This is a genomic window from Actinacidiphila sp. bgisy144 (assembly GCF_057708105.1).
The window spans coordinates 73161-95344 of sequence record NZ_JBYIRM010000017.1 but is presented as its reverse complement, the minus strand read 5'-3'; the positions used below and the strand labels follow the sequence as shown (position 1 = coordinate 95344).

The 22184-nt window shown below is 74.9% G+C and carries 13 protein-coding genes; 4 read left to right on the top strand and 9 right to left on the bottom strand.

Translation table 11 applies throughout. The annotated features are described in order from the left end of the window. Position 1 precedes the first annotated feature (1 nt). The 3 genes from AC3EVP_RS20535 to AC3EVP_RS20525 form a co-directional block, all read right to left on the bottom strand. Entirely contained in the window at positions 2–4672 is a 4671-nt protein-coding gene (locus AC3EVP_RS20535) for a beta-ketoacyl synthase N-terminal-like domain-containing protein (RefSeq protein WP_435131624.1), read from the bottom strand. Next, entirely contained in the window at positions 4665–6494 is a 1830-nt protein-coding gene (locus AC3EVP_RS20530) for a fatty acyl-AMP ligase (protein WP_435131623.1), read from the bottom strand. Before AC3EVP_RS20530 ends, AC3EVP_RS20535 begins: the two co-directional genes overlap by 8 nt. A 114-nt stretch (positions 6495–6608) precedes the next feature. After that, positions 6609–8186 carry an acyl-CoA carboxylase subunit beta gene (locus tag AC3EVP_RS20525; protein ID WP_435131753.1) on the bottom strand — a complete coding sequence of 526 codons (1578 nt, stop codon included), beginning with the start codon at positions 8184–8186 and terminating at the stop codon, positions 6609–6611. A gap of 311 nt (positions 8187–8497) precedes the next feature. On the opposite strand from AC3EVP_RS20525, the gene AC3EVP_RS20520 reads away from it, so the two are divergent. Together AC3EVP_RS20520 and AC3EVP_RS20515 are read left to right on the top strand one after the other, a co-directional pair. Further along, the gene (locus AC3EVP_RS20520; protein WP_435131622.1) at positions 8498–9706 is read left to right on the top strand and encodes a PucR family transcriptional regulator; all 1209 of its coding nucleotides are present in this window, start codon (positions 8498–8500) and stop codon (positions 9704–9706) included. Positions 9707–9880: 174 nt separating this feature from the next. Further along, the gene (locus AC3EVP_RS20515) at positions 9881–10837 is read left to right on the top strand and encodes an acyl-CoA desaturase (protein ID WP_435131620.1); all 957 of its coding nucleotides are present in this window, start codon (positions 9881–9883) and stop codon (positions 10835–10837) included. Positions 10838–10918: 81 nt separating this feature from the next. Here AC3EVP_RS20515 and AC3EVP_RS20510 read toward each other — a convergent pair whose 3' ends face one another. Beyond that, a complete protein-coding gene (locus tag AC3EVP_RS20510) occupies positions 10919–12238 on the bottom strand; it encodes a glucarate dehydratase family protein (protein ID WP_435131751.1) in 1320 nt (439 codons plus the stop codon). Positions 12239–12390: 152 nt separating this feature from the next. Here AC3EVP_RS20510 and AC3EVP_RS20505 point away from each other — a divergent pair, with 152 nt between their 5' ends. Together AC3EVP_RS20505 and AC3EVP_RS20500 are read left to right on the top strand one after the other, a co-directional pair. Next, positions 12391–13488 carry a phosphotransferase family protein gene (locus tag AC3EVP_RS20505; RefSeq protein WP_435131619.1) on the top strand — a complete coding sequence of 366 codons (1098 nt, stop codon included), beginning with the start codon at positions 12391–12393 and terminating at the stop codon, positions 13486–13488. Positions 13489–13494: 6 nt separating this feature from the next. Further along, the gene (locus AC3EVP_RS20500) at positions 13495–14709 is read left to right on the top strand and encodes an acyl-CoA dehydrogenase family protein (protein ID WP_435131618.1); all 1215 of its coding nucleotides are present in this window, start codon (positions 13495–13497) and stop codon (positions 14707–14709) included. A 139-nt stretch (positions 14710–14848) separates the two neighbouring features. Here the strand turns inward: AC3EVP_RS20500 and AC3EVP_RS20495 are convergent, their stop codons facing one another. The 5 genes from AC3EVP_RS20495 to AC3EVP_RS20475 form a co-directional block, all read right to left on the bottom strand. Next, positions 14849–15832 carry an NADPH:quinone oxidoreductase family protein gene (locus tag AC3EVP_RS20495; RefSeq protein WP_435131616.1) on the bottom strand — a complete coding sequence of 328 codons (984 nt, stop codon included), beginning with the start codon at positions 15830–15832 and terminating at the stop codon, positions 14849–14851. Then, positions 15829–16479, bottom strand: coding sequence for a TetR/AcrR family transcriptional regulator (locus AC3EVP_RS20490; RefSeq protein WP_335982294.1), 651 nt, complete (start codon positions 16477–16479; stop codon positions 15829–15831). The genes AC3EVP_RS20495 and AC3EVP_RS20490 overlap by 4 nt, the downstream gene beginning before the upstream one ends. A 64-nt stretch (positions 16480–16543) precedes the next feature. Beyond that, positions 16544–18259: an AMP-binding protein gene (locus AC3EVP_RS20485; RefSeq protein ID WP_435131614.1), complete on the bottom strand. Its 1716-nt coding sequence runs from the start codon at positions 18257–18259 to the stop codon at positions 16544–16546. Continuing rightward, positions 18256–19134 carry an SDR family oxidoreductase gene (locus tag AC3EVP_RS20480; RefSeq protein WP_435131750.1) on the bottom strand — a complete coding sequence of 293 codons (879 nt, stop codon included), beginning with the start codon at positions 19132–19134 and terminating at the stop codon, positions 18256–18258. The genes AC3EVP_RS20485 and AC3EVP_RS20480 overlap by 4 nt, the downstream gene beginning before the upstream one ends. A gap of 193 nt (positions 19135–19327) precedes the next feature. Beyond that, entirely contained in the window at positions 19328–22102 is a 2775-nt protein-coding gene (locus AC3EVP_RS20475; protein WP_435131613.1) for a penicillin acylase family protein, read from the bottom strand. Positions 22103–22184: the final 82 nt, after the last annotated feature.

Genomic DNA, 22184 nt, shown 5'->3' with positions numbered 1-22184 from the left:
CTCATGTCGTAGGCGGTACGGGGGCGGCGGCGGGGGCGACGGGAGCGGCCAGGTCGCGGGCGAGCAGCGCGGCGAGTTCGTCCACCACGGGCGGGTCGAGGAGCGCGAGGTGGTGGCCGGGCAGCGGGCGGACCGTCAGGTCCGGGCAGTGGGCGTCCCAGCCGAGCGCCGGGTCCGCGCGGTCGTACCGGGGGTCGTACACCGTGTGCGGGGCGGGCTCGGTGGCACGGTAGAGCAGGGTGCGGCCGGCGTAGGGGCGCGGGGTGTGCCGTTCGGCGCTGCGCAGGTCGAGGTAGGACTCGCGCTGGTGTTCCAGTACGGCCGCGGGCAGGTCGGCGGTGCGGGCGAGCGCGCCGACGACGAGGTCCACCTGGCCGGCGTCGTCGAGTGCGGCGAGGTGGTCGTACGGCAGGTCGAGGCGGGTGCCGTAGGTCTCCTCGACGTAGCGGGCGAAGCCGGCGAAGCGCCGCAGGGCCTCGTCGTGCGGGGTGAGCCGTTCGGCGGGCAGCGGCAGCACGCTGTCCACGAGCACCAGCGCGGCGACCGTCCCGGCGAGCGGCTCGGCGTCCGGGTCCGGGTCCGGGTCCGGGCCTGCCTCGGGTTCCGCGAGCAGCCGGGCGGTCTCCTGCGCGACCAGCCCGCCGTACGACCAACCGCCCAGCACCCAGGGGCCGTTGGGGCGGGTGGCGCGGATCAGCCGGGCGTAGGCGCGGGCGCGGTCGCCGACGTCGGCGAGGTCGGGCAGCCGGTCCAGGCCGTAGCAGGGGCGGTCCGGGCCGAGCCGCTGGGCGAGGGCGGCGTAGACCGCGGACGAGCCGCCCGCCGGGTGCAGCAGGAACAGCGGCGCCCGGGTGCCTTCGGCGCGCAGGGTGCGTACGGGGCCGCCGGACGCCGATTCCAGGCGCGGGCGCAGGAGTTGGGCGATCGCGGCCACGGTGGGCGGCCGGGCCGCCGCCAACTCCCCCGGCGTGACCGGGTGTCCGCTGCGGGCGGCCAACTCCTCGGCGAGCCGGATCACCTGGCCGGTCGCTCGGGAGGGCAGCCCGAGGTCGTCCTCGGCACCGGGCGGCGGCCCGCCCGTGACGGCGGCCCAGGCGTGGGCGACCAGCCGCTCGGCGGCGTCGCGCGGCTGGACCCGGCGGCGAGGGCGCCGGTCGGCCAACGGCCCTGTCACCGGGGCGGGTTCGGCAGCCGGTCCGCTGCCCGCTGCTTCCAGCCAGGCCGCCAGTGCCTCGACGGTGCCGTGCCGCAGTAGCACGCGCGGCTCGACGGCGACCCCGAAGTCCCGGCCGACGGCGGCGAGGATACGGGCCGCCATCAGGGAGTCGAGGCCGAGGTCGGTCAGCGGGGCGCGCGGGTCGATGTCGGCCGGGGTGTATCCCATGACCTGGGCGACGTGGCCGAGCAGGCGGTCGAGGACGGTCGGGGCGGCGGGAGGGGCAGTGGAAGGGGCAGCCGCGGTCGTGGAAGCGGTCGACGACACCGACTCGCCCTCCTCGCAGGCCTGTTCAGCCGGTACGCGGTGCACCGCCGCGGCCGCCGCCCAGTACCTGCGGTGCCGCCACCCGGCCACGGGCACGTCCGCGAGCCGGGCCCCCGGGTGCAGCAGGTCCCGCGCGACCGGGATGCCGTGCAGCAGGTGCGCGGCCAGCCCCGCGCGGAAGCCGCGGGCGTCGTCGGTGTTCCGGCGCAGCGTCGGCAGCAGCACCGCCCCCTCGATGCCGTCGGCGGCCAACGTCTCGGCGAGCGGGTGGAGTTGGGTGGGGTGCGCGGAGATCTCGACATACGTGCGGTGGCCGTCGGCGGCCGCGGCGGCGACCGCCTGCGCGAACCGCACCGGGCGGCGCAGCCCGGCGGCCCAGTAGCCGGCGTCGAAGGCGGGCGCCTCGCGCGGGTCGTCCAGCACGGTGCCGTAGAAGGCGCAGCCGGGCGCGGTGTGCGGCACCTCGCCGAGCTGCCGGGTGAGCGGTGTGAGCAGCGGGTCCACCTGCGGGGAGTGCCCGGCGGCGACCACCCTCAGCGGGCGGGCCATTCCGCCCAGCCGGCGCACCACGGCGACCAGGTTCGCGATGTCGCCGGCGGTGCCGGTCACCACGCTCTGCGCGGGCGAGGAGTGCACGGCGACCCGTACGCTCGGGCAGGTGGCGGCGTGGCGGCGCACCTCGGCCGCGGACAGCTCCACCACGGCCATCGCGCCGCCGGACAGCCCGTCGAGCAGCCGCGCCCGGGTGCCGATGATCCGCGCGCCGCTCTCCTCGTCGATCGCGCCGGCCACGACCGCGGCGGCCACCTCGCCCATGGAGTGCCCGATGACGGCGGCCGGCTGGAGGCCGTAGGAGCGCCACAGCGCGGCCAGCGCGACCTGGAGCCCGAAGAGCACGGGCTGCACCACGGACGGGGTCGCCAACTCCGCGTCGGGCCGCAGGTGCGCGCGAAGGGACAGGCCTGCTTGGCGTGCCAGCAGCGGTTCCAGCCGGTCCACGGCGGCCGCGAACGCCGGTTCCGCCGCGAGCAGCCGGCTGCCCATGCCGGGCCACTGCGAGCCGTAGCCGGAGAAGACCCACACCGGGCGGGCGCTGTCCGACGGGCGGGGCGGGTAGGCGGGCCGGGGTCCGTCGGGCAGCGGCGGCGGGGCCGGGCGCACCAGGGCGGGGTGGGGCCGGCCGGCGGCTAGCGCCGTGAGGGCGTCGGCGGCCTCGGCGTGGTCCGCGGCCACGACGGCGGCGCGGTGGCGGCCGCGGCCGGTACGGCCGTGGAGGGTGCGGGCGGTGTCGCGCAACGGCGCGGCGCGGCCGTCCCGGGTGGTGAGCCAGCGGCCGAGGTCCTCCGCGGCGGCGCGCAGCCGGGCGTCCGTCGCCGCGTCGAGCACGAGCACGGCGGGCGGCGGCTCGGTGACGGCGGGCCGGGGGCGGGACCGGGGCGCGTCGGCCGGGTGGTACTCGGCGAGCGCGACATGGGCGTTGGTGCCGCCGAAGCCGAACGCGGAGACGCCCGCGGTCGCGGTGCCGGAGTAGCGCGGCCAGGGTTCGGGGCCGGTCACGACGCGCAGCCCGAGCGCGTCGAAGTCGATCAGCGGGTTCGGCCGGTCGAGGTGGAGGTGGGCCGGCAGCACGCCGTGGTGCAGCGCGAGCACCGTCTTGGCCAGGCCGACCAGGCCCGCGGCGGCCTCCAGGTGGCCGAAGTTGGTCTTCGCCGAGCCGAGCAGCAGCGGCTGGTCGGGGTCCCGGCCCGCGCCGAGCACCGCGCCCAGCGCGTGTGCCTCGATCGGGTCGCCGAGTGCGGTGCCGGTGCCGTGCGCCTCGACGTAGTCCAGCAGCGTGCCCTGGTCGCCGTGGACCTGGCGCAGCAGGGCGCGCTGTGCGGCGGGGTTGGGGGCGAGCAGCCCGTTGGAGCGGCCGTCGGAGTTCACGGCGGTGCCGCGGATCACCGCGAGCACCCGGTCGCCGTCCCGTTCGGCGTCGGCCAGCCGCTTGAGCACGGCCACCACGCAGCCCTCGCCGCGCACCATGCCGTCGGCCTTCGCGTCGAACGTCTTGCAGCGGCCGTCCGGTGCGAGGGCGCCCGCGCGCTGGAACGCCAGCGTCAGCGCGGGTGACAGCAGCAGGTTGACGCCCGCGGCCAGCGCGGTGTCCGTCTCGCCGCCGGCGAGGCTGCGCACGGCGTGGTGCACCGCGACGAGCGACGACGAGCAGGCGGTGTCCACGGCCATGCTCGGGCCGCGCAGGTCCAGCGCGTACGAGAGCCGGTTCGCGGCGATGCTCAGCGCGGCGCCCGGCGGGGTCCAGGCGTCGACCGCGCCGAGGTCGGCGGTGGTCAGCGACGCGTACTCGTTGCCGCTGATGCCCACGAAGACGCCGGTGGCGGTGCCGGCGAGTTCGGGGGCGGGGATCGCCGCGTGGTCCAGGCCCTCACGGGCGACCTCCAGCAGCAGCCGCTGCTGCGGGTCCATCCGGACGGCCTCGTGGGGGGAGATGCCGAAGAACTCCGCGTCGAAGCCGGCGATGTCCGGCAGGAAGGCGCCGTGCCGGCTCACCCCGCCCGGCGCCGCGGGGTCCGCAGCCGGGCTGCCCGGCGGGAGGAAGGGCGTCCAGCGGTCGTCCGGCACCGTGCCCACCGCGTCCCGCTCCGCGCACAGCAGTTCCCACAGGGCCGCGGGCGAGGTGGCGCCGCCGGGCAGCCGGCACCCGAGCCCAACGACGGCCACGGGTACGGATGTCGGTACGGGCGCCGGTGCGGGTGCGGGTGCCGGTGCGGCGGAGGGGCCCGGGCCGGTGGCCGCCGCCTGCGGGCGCGGGGGCGCCACCGCGCCGCCGACCGTGCCGGGACCGCCGACCGTGACCGTGCCGCCGGTACCGCCCGTGCCGTCGGTGCCGTCGGTGCCGTCGGTGCCGTCGGTGCCGCCCGCGGCGATCACGTCGAGCAGCCGGCCGAGCGTCGTGGCGTCCCACAGCGCGGTGGGCGCCAATGCCACCCCGGTCAGCTCGCGCACGTCCCCGGCCAGCGCGACCGCGTCCCGCGAGGTGAGCCCCAACTCGGCGAACGGCCGGTCGTCGTCGATGGTTGCGGGGTCGATGCCGTACCACTCCCCCAGCCGGGCCACGACCGCCTCCCGCACCCCGCGCCGCCGGTCCGCCGGGGCGGCTGTCGCGGTCGGGGCGGCGACGCTACGCACCGGAGCCGCCCTTCGGCGCGAAGGCACCGGCGAGGTACCGCTCGCGGCAGGCGGACCGCGCGACCTTCCCGCTGGACGTGCGGGGCACGGCGCCCGGGGGCACCAGCACGAGCCGGGCCAGGCGGATGCCGTGGCGCGCGGAGACGGCCGCGCGGGCGGCGCCCTCGGCTGCGGCACCTTCGTCGGCGGTGGGTTCCGCGCCGCGGCGGTACTCGGCGACGGCCACGATCGCGGTGGCCGCGATGGCGGCGGCCGCGTCGTCACCGCCGGGTCCGCTCCCCGGTCCGGCGGGTGCCGTGAAGACGGCGAGCCGGTCCCGCCGGACCAGGGGCACCGCCGCCTGCACGGTCTCCTCGACGTCCTGCGGGTAGTGGTTCCGGCCGTCCACGACGAGCAGGTCCTTCAGCCGCCCGGTGACGTACAACTGGCCGTCGTACAGGGCGCCGAGGTCGCCGGTGCGCAGCCAGTCGCCGTACTCGCCGGTGATGCGGGCGGCGAAGGACTCCGCGGAGCGGTCGGCCCGCTTCCAGTAGCCGAGGCCGATGTTGGGGCCGCGCAGCCGGATCTCGCCGACGTGGCCGGCCGGCAGCGGGCGGCCGGTGCGCGGGTCGGTGATGCGCAGCACCTGGCCGACCGGGGTGCCGCAGCCGACGAGCGTCACCGGCGCCGGGCCGTCCGCCGCTGCCGCGGGCTCCGAACCCGCCGCTGTGGCCGTGTCGTTGACCGGCTCCACCCGGCCCTGCGCGAGCGCGTCCGGGTCGCAGGTCAGGGTGCGGGGCGCCGCGGTCGGCGGGTCGGTGGTGGCGAAGACGGTCGCCTCGGCCAGCCCGTAGGAGGGGCAGTGTGCTTCGGGGCGCAGCCCGGCCGGCGCGAAGGCAGCGCGGAAGCGCTCCACGGTGCCGGCGCGGACCGGTTCGCTGCCGTTGATCAGCGCCCGTACCCCGTCCAGCCGCAGGCCCGCGGCCTCTTCCGGGTCGATCCGGGCGGCGCAGTAGTCGTAGGCGAAGTTCGGCGCGGCGCTGATGGCGCCCGGGTAAGCGGCGAGCAACCGCAGCCAGCGGACGGGCTGTTCGAGGAAGGCGACGGGGTCGGTGAGGACCGAGGGGAAGCCGCCGACGACGGGCGCGGCGACGCTGAGCACCAGGCCCATGTCGTGGAAGAGCGGCAGCCAGCCGACGGTCGTGGTGCCCTCGGCGGTGGCGGTGAACGCGTCGATCGCCTGCTGGGCGTTGGCGACGACGTTGCCGTGGCTGATCATCACCCCGGCGGGGACGCGGGTGGAGCCGGAGGTGTACTGGAGGTAGGCGATGTCCTCCGGGTCGGCGGCCGGCCACGGTATCCGCGGCGGCGGCTCGGCGCCCGCGGCGCGCTCGACGTGCAGCACCGGCACCGCCGGGATGCCGTGCGCGGCGGTGAACGCGGCCACCGCGGGCGCGGTCGCGGCGTCGGTGAGCACACAGCGCGGCTCGCAGTCGCCGAGGACCGCGGCGAGCCGGTCGGCGTGCCCGGGAAGGTCGGGCCCGAACAGCGGCACCGCGATCACCCCGGCGTACAGGCAGCCGAGGAAACCCGCGACGTAGCCGAGCCCTTGGGGCAGCATCAGGGCGGCGCGCTCCCCGGGGCCGACCCGGCCGCGCAGCCGCAGCGCGATGTCGCGGGCGTGCTCGTCCAGCCGCCGCCAGGTCAGCGAGCGGGCCCGGCCGGGCGAGTCGGGGGTCGGGTGGTCGACGAAGGTGAACGCCCGCTGCCCGCCGCGCTCGGCGGACCAGCGGCGCAGGGACTCGGTCAGCGGGACGGGCCGCGTGGGGGGCGGTGTCGGCACAGGCACTCCTGAGGGGACGTACGAAGGGGGCGTACGGAACGGGGCGTACGGAACGGGGCGGTGGGCTCGGCGTTCGCAGGGCGGTACGGCGGGGCGGCGGAAGGACGTGCGAGGTCAGAGCGGGATGTTGCCGTGGCGGCGCTGCGGCACCGCCAGTTCCTTCGTCCGCAGCGCGCGCAGCCCGCGGACGATCTGCCCGCGGGTCTCGTGCGGCATGATCACGGCGTCGACGTAGCCGTGCTGGGCGGCCTGGAACGGCGTGGCGAAGTCGTTCTCGTACTCCTCGACGAGCTGTTTGCGCAGCAGTTCGGGGTCCTCGGCCGCGGCCAGCGCCCGCCGGTGCAGGATCGCGACGGCGCCCTGGGCGCCCATGACGGCGATCCGCGCGGTGGGCCAGGCGAGGTTGAGGTCGGCGCCCAGGTGCTTGGAGCCCATGACGGCGTACCCGCCGCCGTACGCCTTGCGGACCACGACGGTGACGGTGGGCACGCTGGCCTCGGCGTACGCGTACAGGAGTTTCGCGCCGCGCCGCACGATGCCCTCGTGTTCGAGCCGGACCCCGGACAGGTAGCCGGGCACGTCCACGAAGGACAGGATCGGGATGCCGAACGCGTCGCAGAACCGGACGAAGCGGGCCGCCTTCTCGGACGCGTCGATGTCCAGCGCGCCGGCGAAGTGCAGCGGCTGGTTGGCGACGACGCCGACCGAGGAGCCCTCGACGCGGGCGAAGGCGCAGATGATGTTCGGCGCGAACAGCTCCTGCACCTCCAGCAGTTCGGCGTCGTCCACGACGCGGCGCAGGATGTCCCGCATGTCGTAGGCGCGGCCGGGCTCTTCGGGCACGACGGTGTCGAGCAGCAGGTCCTGCGCGGTGACGCCGGGGTCGGCGGACCGGCCGTACTGCGGTGGCGCGGCACGGTTGTTGGCGGGCAGGTAGGACAGCAGGACGCGGACGAAGTCGAAGGCGTCCGCCTCGTCGTCGGCGACGTAGTGGGCGGTGCCGCTGACCGCGCCGCTGGTGTGGGCGCCGCCCAACTCCTCGGCGGTGGTGGTCTCCCCGGTCACCGAGCGGATGACGTCGGGCCCGGTGACGAACATGTGCGAGATGCCGCGGACCATCACGGTGAAGTCGGTGAGCGCGGGCGAGTACGCGGCGCCGCCCGCGCACGGGCCGAGGACGAGGGAGAGTTGGGGGATGACACCGGAGGCCCGTACGTTGCGGCGCACCAGTTCGGCGTAGTGCGCGAGCGCGACGACGCCTTCCTGGATACGGGCGCCGCCGCCGTCGTTGAGGCCGATGACGGGGCAGCCGACCTTGACGGCGTGGTCCATCACCTTGGCGACCTTCTGCCCGAACGCCTCCCCCATGCTGCCGCCGAAGACGGTGGGGTCCTGCGCGAACACCGCGACCTGGCGGCCGTCCACGGTGCCGTGGCCGGTGACGACGCCGTCGCCGTCCGGCCGCCGGTCGGCCGTCCCGGACCCGGTCGCGCGGGATCGCACGAACGCGTCGAACTCGGTGAACGACCCGGCGTCCAGCAGCGCGTCGACGCGTTCCCGGGCGGTCAGCCGGCCGCGGGCGCGCAGCCGGGCCACGGCCTCGGGCGGGCCGCCCCGCAGCAGGCGGGCCCGGCGGGCCTCGAACTCGGCGGTACGCGTCATGCCAGGTCCTCCTCCGGCCAGGGGCGTCATGGACACCAGCAGGCTCCGCCGGGTGGGGCGGGCGGAGTAGTGCGGGACCTGACAGCGGTCCGCGCGGGCCCTGTCACTTCGGTGACAACCGCCCCCCGGCGCCGCGCGGCGCTCGCCCGGCGGACGCGGCATCGCCGCAGGCGGCGCTGAGGCCGGTGAGCGGACCGCGGCAGCGCACTGTCATCCAGGTGACAGGGAAATCAACCGCGGGCAGCTGCCGGCGGCCGTGTCCGGTTCACTACTGGTGCACGTGTTGCTACCGGAGAGTAAGGTCACGGCACTCCACCTGATCGAGCGGAAGGGGCCGCGCCGTGCTGAGCCATGCCGTGGCGGGACATCGGGCCGAACTCGCGGAGGAGCCGTTCAACCGGTTCCCCGCCGGCCTCGCCGAGCACCTGCGCCCGCTGACCGAGGACATCCGGCGGGAGGTGGTGAGCGCGATCGTCACCGGCATCCCCGAATACGCCCGCCCCACCAACGCCGCCTACACCACCACCATCAGCACCGGCGTCGAACTCGGCCTGAACCTCCTGCTGGACCGGCTCACCGCGCCCGGCGTCAGCGCCCGCGAGATCTTCGACATCTACCACGCCATCGGGCGCGGCGAGGCCCGCGAGGGCCGCTCGCTGGACTCCTTCCAGGGCGCGCTGCGGATCGCCGCCCGCATCACCTGGCGGACCGTCAGCGCCCTGGCGGGCCGCGACGCGCTGCCCCGCCAGGAGTTGGCGCTGCTCGGCGAGGCCGCGCTGGTGCACCTGGACGAGATCGCCGCCGCCACCTCGGCGGGCTTCGCCGAGGCCCAGTCCCGGCTGGCCGACGAGCCGCGGCGGCGCCGGCTGCGCCTGCTGGACATGCTCACCGACGAGCAGCCGCCCACCGCGCAGGCGATCGCGGCGCTGGCCGGCGCCGCCCGCTGGCCGGTGCCCTCGCGGATCGCGGTCGCCGTGGTCGACCAACAGTGGGAGCAGGAGGAGTCGCGGCCGATCCTGCCGCCGGACCTGCTGGTGCGCTTCGACCGCAAGCCGACCCGTGTGGTGGTGCCGGACCCGGACGGCCCCGGCCGGTCCCGCGCCGTCGAGGCGGCGCTGCGCGGCCACCGCGCGGCGCTGGGGCCCGCGGTGCCGCTCACCGAGGGCGCCCGGTCGCTGCGGTGGGCGCTGGACGCGCTGGCGCTGGCCCGGCGCGGTGTGCTGCCCGGACGCGGGCTGGTGCGGTGCGCCGACCACCTCACCACGCTGCTGCTCTTCCAGGACGAGGCCCTGGTGGACGCGCTCGGCGCGCGCCATCTGGGCCCGCTGGAGCGGATGCCGCGGCCGTACCGGGACCGGCTGGCGGAGACGCTGCTGTCGTGGTTGCAGTGCAGCCGCAACGCCAGTGAGGTGGCGGTGCGGCTGGGCATCCATCCGCAGACCGTCCGCTACCGCTTACGCCGCCTCGACGAGCTGTTCGGCGCGCGGCTCCAGCAGCCGGACGCGTGCTTCGAGATGGAACTCGCCCTGCGGTTGCGCCAGTTGCGGTGAAGCGGGGCGGGGCGGCTGGACGGCGCGGCGGCGCGGTTGTCAGCCGGGTGATGACCGGGCGCGGCCAGGTGCGCGCACGGCGCGTAGCCGGTGCGGCGGACCGTTCGTAGGCTGCGGGTCTTCCCCCACTGCCGCGACCGCGCGCAGGCCCCGAGCGCGCCCAGGAGGCGTCCGATGGCGACGAGTTCCGCAGATGCCCCGTGGGGCGAGCCGATGGGCACCTCCGACCGGGTGGTGGTCGGCCTGTTCGTCGGGGTGCCGTTCGCCGCGGTGATCGCGTCCGTCGCGGTGCTGTGGGGCTGGGGCATCGGCTGGCACGAGGTGGTGATCGGCGCGGTGGCGTACGCGGTGGCCGTGCACGGTGTGACGGTCGGCTACCACCGGCTGTTCACGCACCGGTCGTTCCGCGCGGCCCGCCCGCTGAAGATCGCCCTCGCGGTGGCGGGCACGCTGGCGGTGGAGGGCGACGTGATCACCTGGTGCGCCGACCACCGCCGGCACCACCAGTTCGCGGACCGGCCGGGCGACCCGCACTCGCCGTGGCGGTTCGGCACGTCCGCGGCCGCGGTCGCCAAGGGCATGGTGTGGGCGCACATCGGCTGGACGTTCACCAACGAGAAGACCAACCAGGCCCGTTACGTACCCGACCTGCTGGCCGACCGCGACCTGGTGCGGGTGGCGCGCTGGCAACCCCTCGTCGTGGCCGCCTCGTTCGGGCTGCCCGCGGTGGCGGGCGGGCTGTGGGGGCCGCACCCCTGGAACGGCACGGCCGCGCTGTCGGCGTTCTTCTGGGCCGGGCTGGTCCGGATCGGGCTGCTGCACCACGTCACCTGGTCGATCAACTCGATCTGCCACGTGGCCGGTTCGCGCCCCTTCCGGTCCCGCGACCGCTCCGGCAACGTCTGGTGGCTGGCGCCGCTGTCCGGCGGCGAGTCCTGGCACAACCTGCACCACGCCGACCCGACCTCCGCCCGGCACGGCGTGCTGCCCGGGCAGCTCGACTCCAGCGCCCGGCTGATCCGGATCTTCGAACTGCTCGGCTGGGCCCGCTCGGTGCGCTGGCCCGACCGCCGCCGCCTGGCGGCGCGGACGGCGGCCGCCCGCGAGGACCGCGACCGCGCCGACGCGTGACGGCCCCGGGCGCCGCCGCACCGCTCCCCCTGAGGGCCCGTACGGCACCGGGGTTCCCCGGCCCCGTACGGTCCGCCCTGCCTACCAGCGGGGCACCGTCGGGGTCTGCCAGTCCGGGTCGGCCTTGCGCATCGCGGCCACGTCGTCGCGGTCGCGCATCGTGCCGTCGTCGTCCAGCCAGCGCTGGTGCAGCCGGGCGAGGGCGTCGCGGTCGAGTTCGACGCCGAGCCCGGGGCGGTCGGAGACGGCGAGCCGCCCGTCGGTGAAGACGTGCCGCTCGGTGATGACGTCGTCGGTCTGCCAGGGGTAGTGCGTGTCGCAGGCGTAGTCGAGGTTGGGCACGGTCGCGGCCACGTGCGTCATCGCGGCGAGACTGATGCCCAGGTGGGTGTTGGAGTGCATGGACAGGCCCACCCCGAAGGTGCGGCAGATCGCCGCGAGGTGCTGGGTGTTGCGCAGCCCGCCCCAGTAGTGGTGGTCGGAGAGCACCACCTGCACGGCGCCGCGGGTGAACGCCTCCTGGATCTCCGGGAAGGTCGTCACGCACATGTTCGTCGCCAGCGGCACGTCCGTCCGCGCGGCCACGCGCGCCATCCGGTCGGTGGTGCTCGCCGGGTCCTCCAGGTACTCCAGCACGTCGCCGATCTCGCGGGCGACCTCGAGCGAGGTCTCCACCGACCAGGCGCCGTTGGGGTCCAGCCGCAGCGGCTTGCCCGGGAACGCCTCGGCCAGCGCCCGTACGGCGGCGATCTCCTGCGCGGGCGGGAAGACGCCGCCCTTGAGCTTGAAGGAGCCGAAGCCGTAGGTGTCGGCGAAGCGGCGGGCCTGGGCGACGACGCCTGCCGGGTCCAGGGCGGCGCCCCAGTCGTCGGGCTCCCCGGCGCCCTGCGGGTGCTCGGCGAAGCGGTAGAAGAGGTAGGCGCTGTAGTCGACGGCGTCGCGGACCTTCCCGCCGAGCAGCGCGTGCACCGGCAGGCCCAGGGACTTGCCGAGCGCGTCGAGGCAGGCCACCTCGAACCCGGAGATGACCGACAGCCGCAGCTTGTCCGCGGTCTGCACCCCGCGCAGCCCGCCGGTGCTGACGGAGTCGGAGACGCCGCCGGGTTCGCCGCACACCCGCTCGGCGAGGGTGAACAGCCCGTTCAGGTCGCTGACCTGGTGGCCGGGCAGCGCTTCGGCGAGCGGCGCGACCAGGTCGAGGTAGCCGCGGTCGCCGTAGGTCTCGCCGACACCGCTGGTGCCGTCGGCGGTGACCACCTCGATGATCAGGCGCGGGGTGTAGGGCTGGTGCACCCCCTGGGTGTTGAGCAGCGGCGGATCGGCGATCAGGATGGGCGTCAGCCGCACCTCGGTGATGGTCTGCCCGGAGGTGGGGGCCGCCGCCGAACCCGCCGTCTGCATATATGAATCGCGTTCACCCATGGGATTGAGCCTAGGCGGGCGGCCCGGCCACCGTCAATGCGGCCGCCGCCGGCCGGCGGGGCACCGCGCGAGCACGGCCGCCGCCACAGGCGCACTGGACCCCATACCAACCAGTCGGTACGATCCCCGGCATGAGTGCATCCGCCAACCCGCCGGGCCTGGACCTCGACCGCCTCCGCCACCACCTGGACCGGGAGCACCCGGGCCTGGTCCGCGGCGAGCTGCGGGCCGACCTGCTGGAGGGCGGCCGCTCCAACCTCACCTACCGCGTCACCGACGGCACCGGCACCTGGGTGGTGCGCCGCCCGCCGCTGGGCCACGTACTGGCCACCGCGCACGACATGGGCCGCGAGCACCGCGTGATCACCGCCCTCGCCGACACCGCCGTGCCGGTGCCGCGCACCCTGCTGCGCTGCGACGACCCGGAGGTGATCGGCGCGCCCTTCTACGTCATGGAGTTCGTCGCCGGCACGCCCTACCGCAGCGAGCACCAGCTGCGGGAGATCGGCCCGGAGCGCACCCGGGCGGCCGTGCACACCCTGGTCGACACGCTGGTGGACCTGCACGCGGTGGACCCGGCGGCCGTGGGCCTGGCCGACTTCGGGCGGCCCGAAGGCTTCCTCGACCGCCAGCTGCGCCGCTGGGGCAAGCAGCTCGACGCCTCCCGCAGCCGCAAGCTGCCCGGTGTCGACGAACTGCACGCCGCCCTCGGCCGCAGCCTGCCGCACTCCCCCGCACCCGCGATCGTGCACGGCGACTACCGCCTGGACAACGTGCTGATCGACACCGACGGCCGGCTCACCGCCGTACTGGACTGGGAGATGTCCACCCTCGGCGACCCGCTCACCGACCTCGGGCTGCTGGTGATGTACACCGAGCAGCGCAGCGCCGACCTGCTCGCGGCACCCACCACCGGCGGCGCGCCCGGCCACCCCGACTCCCGCGAGATCGTCGCGCGCTACGCCGAGCGGTCCGGCCGCGACGTGTCCTTCGTCGACTGGTACACCGCGTTCGCCTACTTCAAGCTCGCCGTGATCCTGGAGGGCATCCACTACCGGTGGACCCTCGGGCAGACCGTCGGCGCCGGGTTCGACCGGATCGGCACCGTCGTACCGGTCTTCATCGACCGCGGGCTGCACACCCTGCGCACCGCCGGCACCGCGCGGACCTCCGGCGCCGGGCAGCCTGCCGGCACCGCACCGCACTCCACCACCCGAGACGAGGACTGAGGGCCCATGGACTTCGGCTACGACACCAGGACCGAGGAGCTGCGCGCCAGGCTCTCGGCGTTCCTCGACGAGCACGTCTACCCGGCCGAGCCGGTCTTCGCCGCGCAGCGCGAGCAGGCGGTCGGCGACGAGCGCTGGACGGCGCCGCCGGTGGTCGAGCAGCTCAAGGCGACCGCCCGCGCGCAGGGCCTGTGGAACCTCTTCCTGCCCGGCGAGCACGGCGCGGGCCTGACCAACCTCCAGTACGCGCCGCTCGCCGAACTCACCGGCCGCAGCCCGCACCTGGCCCCGCCCGCGCTCAACTGCGCGGCGCCCGACACCGGCAACATGGAGGTGCTCGCCGAGTTCGGCACCCCCGAGCAGCGCAAGGAGTGGCTGGAACCGCTGCTCGCCGGGGAGATCCGCTCGGCGTTCGCGATGACCGAGCCCGACGTCGCCTCCTCCGACGCCACCAACATCGAGACCCGGATCGAGCGCGACGGGGACTCGTACGTCATCAACGGCCGCAAGTGGTACATCTCCGGGGCGATGAACCCCAAGTGCGCCGTGCTCATCGTGATGGGCAAGACCGACCCGGCCGCCGACCGGCACCGCCAGCAGAGCCAGGTGCTGGTCCCCCGCGACACCCCGGGCGTCGAAGTCCGCCGCGGCATGCGCGTGTTCGGCTACGACGACGGCGACCACGGCGGGCACGCCGAGGTGGTCTTCCACGACGTGCGGGTGCCCGTCACCAACCTCGTCGGCGAGGAGGGCGGCGGGTTCGCCATCGCCCAGGCGCGGTTGGGGCCCGGCCGCATCCACCACTGCATGCGGCTGATCGGCATGGCCGAGCGGGCCGTGGAGTTGATGTGCCGGCGCGCCAACACCCGTACCGCGTTCGGGAAGCCGCTCGCCGCGCAGGGCGTGATCCAGGAGTGGATCGCCGAAGCCCGGGTCCAGATCGAGCAGTTGCGGCTGCTGGTGCTCAAGACCGCCTGGCTGATGGACACCGTCGGCAACCAGGGCGCCCACACCGAGATCCAGGCGATCAAGATCGCGACGCCGGCCGCCGTCCAGCAGATCGTCGACCGCGCCATCCAGGTGCACGGCGCCGGCGGAGTCTCCCAGGACTTCCCGCTGGCCGAACTGTGGGCAGGCGTGCGCACCCTGCGCCTCGCCGACGGCCCGGACGAGGTCCACAAGCGGTCGCTCGCTCGGCGCGAGCTCCGCAAGTACGTGTGACGCGACCCTCCGGGGTGGTGCGCTGCGCCGGTTCAGGGACCACCTGCCGGTGGTGGGCTGGTCGCGCAGTTCCCCGCGCCCCTGGGTTTGCTCGGCTTCTTCCGCGGAAAGAGCGTCACCTGCCCAGGGGCACGGCAGGTCAGGGGAGGACGACGAGCCGTCCGACCGTCGTGCCGTCAGCGACGCGCTGAACCGCTTCCGCGGCGGCGGTGAAGGGAAGGCGTTCGCTGACGAGCGGCTTGACAGAGCCTTCCGCGGCAAGCCGGGTGAGGTCGTCGTGGGCGCGGCGCACCGCCGCGGGGTCGTGCGTGTTGTACAGCCCCCAGTGCAGCCCGAGGATCGTGTAGTTCTTCACGAGCGCGTGGTTGAGCCCGGGCGCGGGAATCGTCCCGCTGGTGAACCCGACCACCAGGATGCGGCCCTCGAAGGCGATGCACTTGGTGGAGCGGGCGTACGCGTCGCCGCCCACGGGGTCGTAGACGACGTCGGCGCCGCGCCCGCCGGTGGCCTCCTTGACGACGGCGACGAAGTCCTCGGTGCGCCGGTCGACCACGATGTCGGCGCCCGCCTCGCGGGCGGCCTTGGCCTTCTCGGCCCCGCCGACGACCCCGATGACGGTGGCGCCCGCCGCCTTCCCGAGCTGGACGGCGGCGCTGCCGACCCCGCCCGCGGCCGCGTGCACGAGCAGCGTCTCGCCGGGCTGGAGCGCCGCCCTGCGGTGCAGCCCGAACCAGCCGGTCTGGTAGCCGACGTGGAGCGCCGCGGCCTCGGCGTCGTCGAGCGCGGCGGGCGCGGGCAGCACACCGGCCGCGGGCACCACCACGTACTCGGCGAACGCCCCCGCCGGCAGGGCCGCCGGGCTGATGACGCGGTCGCCGGCGGCGAGTCCGGTGACGCCGGCGCCGGGCTCCACGACGTCCCCGCACAGCTCGACCCCGGGGGTGAAGGGCAGCGGCGGGCGGACCTGGTACTGGCCGCGGCACAGCAGCGCGTCGGGGAAGTTGACGCCGGCGGCCCGCACCCGCAGCAGCACCTCGCCCGCGCCGGGCGCCGGGGTGGCTATGTCGTCGAGCCGCATCGCCTCGCGCGGTTCGCCGTTGTGGTGGACACGCCATGCCTTCACGTGGGATCTCCCGGGTTCGTAGGCGGCCGCAGCGAGTGCAGCAGCAGGTCGGAGAACTCGGCGGCGACCTGCTCGGCGGTGAGCGGGCCGTCCGCGTGGTACCAGGTGCCGAGGTGGTGCACGGAGCCGAAGAAGTAGTCCACGACCAGGTCCGGCCGCGGCTCGGGCCGCAGCAGGCCGTCGCGCTGGCCCTCCTCGATCAGTGCGCGGAACGTCTCGTGGTAGCGGCGGCGCTCGGCGCGCACCGCCTTCTGCTTCTCCGGCCCGAGCTGGTGGATCGAGCGGAAGAAGATCTTGGTGTCGTCGAGGTTCTGGATGCTGGTCACCACGACGTCCGCGGCGGCCTCGGCGATCCGCTCGGTGACCGGGACGGGCCGGGCGGCGATCGCGTCGAGCCGCTCGGTCTGGAGCCGCAGCACGCGCCCGTAGATCTCGTGGAGCAGGTCGTCCTTGGAGCCGAAGTAGTGGTAGAGGGCGCCCTTGGTGACGCCGGCCGCCTCGACGATCTCCTGCACGGAGGTGCGGTCGTAGCCGCGCTCGGCGAAGAGCCGGGTGGCCTCGGCGAGCAGCCGTTCGGGCACGCCTCCGGTGGCGCCGGGGGCCGTGCCGCCACCACCGCTGCTGCCGCTCGTCGCTCTGCGTGCCATGACTGCCCTCTCCTCGTGCCGTCCGCGGCCGGCCGGCGTTCCGACCTTCCGACCGGTACGGACCCTATCCGGCCGCCGTCCGCAGCTCCCGGCGCAGGATCTTCCCGCTGGCGGTCTTGGGCAGCTCGACCAGCACCTCGACCTGCCGCGGGTACTTGAACGCCGCCAGCCGCTGCCGGCAGTACGCGACCAGGTCCGCTGGCTCGACCGCGGCGCCGGGCCGCAGGCTGACGTACGCCTTGACGCTCTCGCCGCGGTAGGGGTCCGGCACGCCCACCACGGCGGCCTCGCGCACGGCCGGGTGGGTGTAGAGGACGTCCTCGACCTCGCGCGGCCAGACCTTGAAGCCGGACGCGTTGATCATGTCCTTCTTGCGGTCGACGACGTACAGCCAGCCGTCCTCGTCCATGAAGCCGATGTCGCCGGTGCGCAGCTCGCCGCCGGGCAGGCCCGCCGCGGTCGCCTCGGGCTTGTTCCAGTACCCCGGTACGACCATCGGCCCGCTGACCGCGATCTCGCCGTGCTGCCCGAACGGCACCTCGGCGCCGTCGTCGTCGAGGATGCGGACCATGGTGCCGGGGCCGGGCACGCCGACCGCGAGGGTCCCGGAGTCCGGGTCGACGGGCGCCTCCAGGCCCGGGGGCACGCTCGCGCACGGCGCGGTGCACTCCGTCAGGCCGTAGCCGTTGGCGAGGTAGTGGCCGCCGGAGCGGGCCCGGAAGTCCTCGACCACGGCGGGCGGCAGCGGCGCGCCGCCGGAGGAGATCAGCCGGAAGGAGGCGAAGTCGCCGGGCGCGGCGTCGGGGCGGGCCAGCAGCGCCATGAAGGCGGTGGAGGGGCCGACGGTGTAGGCGGGGCGGTGCTCGCGGAACGCGTCGAGCACCACACCGGGCTCGAAGCGGTAGGCGAGCGCCACGGTGTGGCCGCCGGCGAGGGCGGCGGCGAACTGGCAGACCATGCCGGTGATGTGGAACAGCGGCGCCAGGACGAACAGCACGGCGTCGTCCGGGAGTTGCTGGATGCGGACCTGGCGGTGGGCGTTGAAGGAGATGTTGCCGTGGGTGTTGAGGGCGCCCTTGGGGCGGCCGCTGGTGCCGGAGGTGTAGCTGACCAGCGCGGTGTCGCCGGCGGCGGGCAGGTCGGCGGCGGTGCGCACCGGGCGCGGCCCAAGGTGGGCGCGGGCGGCGGCGAGGACGTCCTGCGGCGTGAGGGCGCCGTCGGGCGCTTCCCCGGCGGGCGAGCCCTCGGTGGCCGGTTCGTGTGCGGGCGGCCGCCGTTCGCCGAGCACCCGGGGGTCGTCGCGGGTCTGGAGGTCGTGTTCGTCGGCGGTCAGCGCGATCCGGACGGGCGAGCCGGCGACGGTCTGCCGGACGTACTCGTCCCAGGCGGTGCGCGAGCACAGGATCGCGGCGGCGCCCGCGTCGTGGAGGATGTGGGACAGCTCCTGCTGCTTGTACATCGGGTTGACCGGGATCACCGCCCCGCCCGCCTTCCATGCGGCGAGCACTCCGATGGCGAACTGCGGCACGTTCTGGAGCATGACCGCGAGCCGGTCGCCGGGGGCGAAGCCGCGGGCGGCGAGGTGGCGGGCCAGGCCGTCGGAGAGCGCGTCGAGTTCGCCGTAGCCGAGGGTGCCGTCGAAGTAGCGCAGCGCCGGGTGGTCGGGGGCGCGTTCGGCGACGGCGAGGAAGGTGTGCAGCACGGACGGCGGGTGCTCGGTCTCGGCGCGCTGCTCCGGGGTGAAGTGCCGCAGCCACGGCTGGTCCGCGGAGGTCGTCATGCCCGGCCGCCCTTCCCGTCCCGGGACCCGTCCGCGGGTCCGCCCGCGGGTCCGCCCGCGGGCCCGCCCGCCGGGCTGCTCGCCGGACCGTTCGCGAAGCCGCCGTCCTGGGCGGCGAGTTGCTGCTCGTACTGGCGCTGAAGCTTGTTCATGCCGCGCAGCCACCGCTCGGGTTCGGCAGCTCGGGCGGCGGAGTAGCCCGCCACCTCGGGGTGCGGCAGGATCAGGAAGCGGTCGGCCGCTATCCCGGCCAGCACCGCGTCGGCGACGTCCTCGGGTTCGATCGCGGTCGGTGCGAGCACCAGGTCGCCGGCGGGGCCGGTGGTGGCGAGCATCGCGGTGCGCACCCCCTGCGGGCACACCGCGTGCACGCGGATGCCGCGGTGCCGGTAGGTGAGCGACAGCCACTCGGCGAAGGCGAGCGCGCCGTGCTTGGTCACGGAGTACGGCGCCGCGCCGATCATCGTCAGCAGCCCGGCGGCGGAGACGGTGGACACGAAGCGGCCGGAACCGCGCTCCAGCCACTCCGGGAGCAGGGCGCGGGCGGCGCGGACGTGGCTCATCACGTTGACGTCCCAGGCCAGTTCCCAGGCGGCGTCGTCCGCCTCGGGGCCGCCGCCGGTGCCGACGCCGGCGTTGGCGCAGAACACGTCGATGCCGCCGCCGAGCGCGGTCCGCGCGGCCGGCACCACATCGGAGGCGTCGCCGGGGACCACGGCCGCGCCGATCTCGTCGGCGGTCTTCCGGGCGGCGTCGGCGTCGATGTCGTTGACCGCGACCCGGGCACCCTCGGCCGCGAACCGCCGGGCCAGCGCGGCCCCGATCCCGCCCCCGGCCCCGGTGACGACCACCCGGGCGTCGCGCAGCGCTTCCACGACCACGACGTGTCTCCTTCGACTCGACGGCATGACCTTCGCATACTAAGCGGTCGGTCACCATCGCGGAAGGGCCTGCCCCGGCCGCCCGGCGGCCCGCCGCCGCGCGGGGGACGCGGCAGGGGCCGGGCCCCACTCGGGACCCGGCCCCCAGGGCCGTACGGTGCCGCGGCGCGCGGTGGCGCCTTCCCGCTCAGCGGTGCGCGGGGAACTCCACCACCTGCTGGTAGGTGGGGCGGTTCTGCCAGCTGATCCGGTCGTCGGTGATGCCGCCGAGCGGCCGCTGCACGATCGAGTCGGCGCACCACTGGTCGCCGGCCGAGCAGCCGCCGTCGTCACCGGGGTAGACGGTGGTCGCCGGGGTGGCCGCCGCCTGCTTCAGCGTGGACAGCAGCACGTCCCGGCAGGCCGAGAGCTGCCCGCCGCCGCAGTAGGTCTGCGCCAGCGGCCCCTTCACGTTCTGCCCGAGCACCTGCCGCAGGTCCTTGTCGACATAGGACCACCAGCCGTACTGGAAGGAGCTGCCCGCGTGCGAGCCGGTCGGGCCGTGCCCGGCCGAGGGCGACTCGTCGATGCTCAGGTCCGTGGCCAGCGCGGTGTACAGGTCGGTGCCGAGCCCGGGGGCGAACTCGCCCTTGACCAGCAGCGGCCACCACGCGTCCATGGTCCGCACCGCGTCCGCGTCGGCGTAGGTGTGCGAGCCGGCGGAGGTCTCGGTGCGCTTGGCGCCGTGCCCGAGCCAGGTGGTCAACTGCTGGACGGCGGTGGCCTCCTGGCTGTCGGTGACCGGCTGGCTGTTGATCACCTGGAGCAGGTCGGGCAGCACGTCCTCACCGCGCAGGTCGGTCAGCGAGGCGTCCGACATCGCCTTGACCAGCGACGACCGGGTCACGCCGCCCGCCTGGACCAGCGCCTTGACCCGGTCCTCCAGCAGGTCGGCCCGGTGCACCGAGCCGTTGCCGAAGGTCGCCGAGGTGTAGCCGGGCGCCTGTTTGTTGTTCCAACTGATGTAGTAGTCCTGGTCGATGGACTGCGGGTGCTGCGAAGCGGGCGTGTAGGTGGCCGTGTTGTGGGTCGGGTCCCAGCCCTGCCAGTCGTAGGCGCCGGTCCCCCACACCGGGAAGGACGCGTCCACCCCGCTCGCGCGCACCGGGTTGGTGCCGCTGTTGTAGTACGCGGTCTGCCGGGAGTCGGCGTAGAACCAGTTGAAGATGTAGTTGATGTCCTGCGCCGCCTTCTGGAACGACGCCGCGTCATGCACGAACCCCGGGTCGTTCAGCTCCTGGAACCCGATGATCGAGTCGGCCTCGTGCATGTACGAACTGCGCAACTGCGTGTAGGCCACGGGTTTCCCGCCGATCGTGGCCCGGTAGATCACCGGCCCGTACGCGGTGCGGTACACCTGCATCCGGTAGGACCCGGCGGGCGTGGAGTCCGCGAGCGTCGGCGACCAGGAGTTGGTCCGCTCCAGCTTCTCCATCGCCACGCAGCTGCCGTGCAGGATGTAGTGGGTGTCGTCCTGGCACAGCTGCACCGCGTAGGTGTCGGTCACGTCCTGCGAGGCGGAGGTGGCGCTCCAGGCGTAGTCCTGGCCGCGGCCGAGCTCGACGTACATGCCGAGCCCCGCGAACGACGCGCCGCGCGCGCTGATCCCCGGGCCCTGGAGCTCCTGGAGCATCAGCAGCTGCGGGGCGAAGTAGCCGGTCTGCGGGCCGAACACGGCGACCGGGTGGCCGCTGGCGGTGTGCGCGCCGCTGACCACCAGCGCGTTGGACATGCCCTTGCGCGGGGTGGAGAAGAGGTTCGCGGGCAGCACGCCCGGGCTCTTCGTGGTGCTCTGCGTCGCGCCGCCGGTCTCGTCGTAGACCAGTGGCTCCGGCACCACCGAGCCCGGATCGGGCAGCGCCTCGCCCTGCGCGTTCGCCGGCTTGCCCGCGTACGGGAACGAAGTGCCGTCGTGCACGGTCGAGGTGGCCTCGGGGTCGTCCCGCTCCCGGAACGACTCCCACACGTTCGTGCCCTGCTGCACGCCGTACTTCTGCTGCGCGGCCAGCAGCGACAGCGCCGACTGGACCTCTCCGCCGCCGCCGGTGCCGAACAGCGCGCCGACCACGGAGGCGAGCGCGATCAGGTCGGTGAGCTTGAACGGCTCGATGTCCCCTTCGTTGGTGATCGCGTTCACGTGCCCGGTCAGGTCGTACTCCCCGGGGAAGTACCGGCCGCTCTTCGCCGCGGTGATGTAGGCGTTGATGCCGTCGATGTAGTCCTGCGCGTCGGCCAGCGCCTGCTTGCCGCGGTCGCCGCTGTGGGTGCTCAGCCAGTCGACCTGGGCCTGGAGGTCGTCCTCGGTGTAGGGGGCCTGCTGCCAGAACTCCTGCTCCAGGCCGCGGTTGGCGGCGGCGCCGCCGGCGAAGGACGACAGCTCCCCCCGGCCGACGTGCCGGAAGAGGTCCATCAGCCACAACCGGTCCTGCGCGGCGGCGTATCCCGCGCCGAACTCGGTGCCGTCCCGGGTGGTGCCCTTGATGTGCGGCACCCCGGTGGCCTTGTCCCTGGTGATGGTGACATCGGAGCGCGGGCTGATCACCGAGGCGACCTGGGCCGAAGGCACCCCGAAGGACGAGGAGTTGAAGAAGCTGCTCAACGTCGAGTCCGTCAGGTTCTGGTACCCGGTCGCGAGCGAGGAGTAGGGCCCGAGCTGGTCCGTGGTGTGGGCGGGGCGGGTGCCGAACGCCTTGTTGGCGAGGATGTCGGCGAGGGTGGCGTTGCCGTTCTCGCCGGGCGGCAGGATGTCCGAGCACTGCCCGCCGCAGTAGTCGGTAGTGGAGTCCGCGGCGTGGGCGGCCATCGCGCCCGGCGCCATGAGGGTGGCGCCGAGGGCGAGCAGCGCGGCGGCTGCCGCGGTTCTCAGGGTACCGATCCGTCTGCCGACGCGCGTGCCGATCCGTCGTGGGGTCCGTAGCGGCATAACTGCTCCTTCCGGATACCGGTGCGCGGAGGTTACCGCCGGTACGGGGTCGCCGGAAGATGAACATACGTCAGCTTTTGGA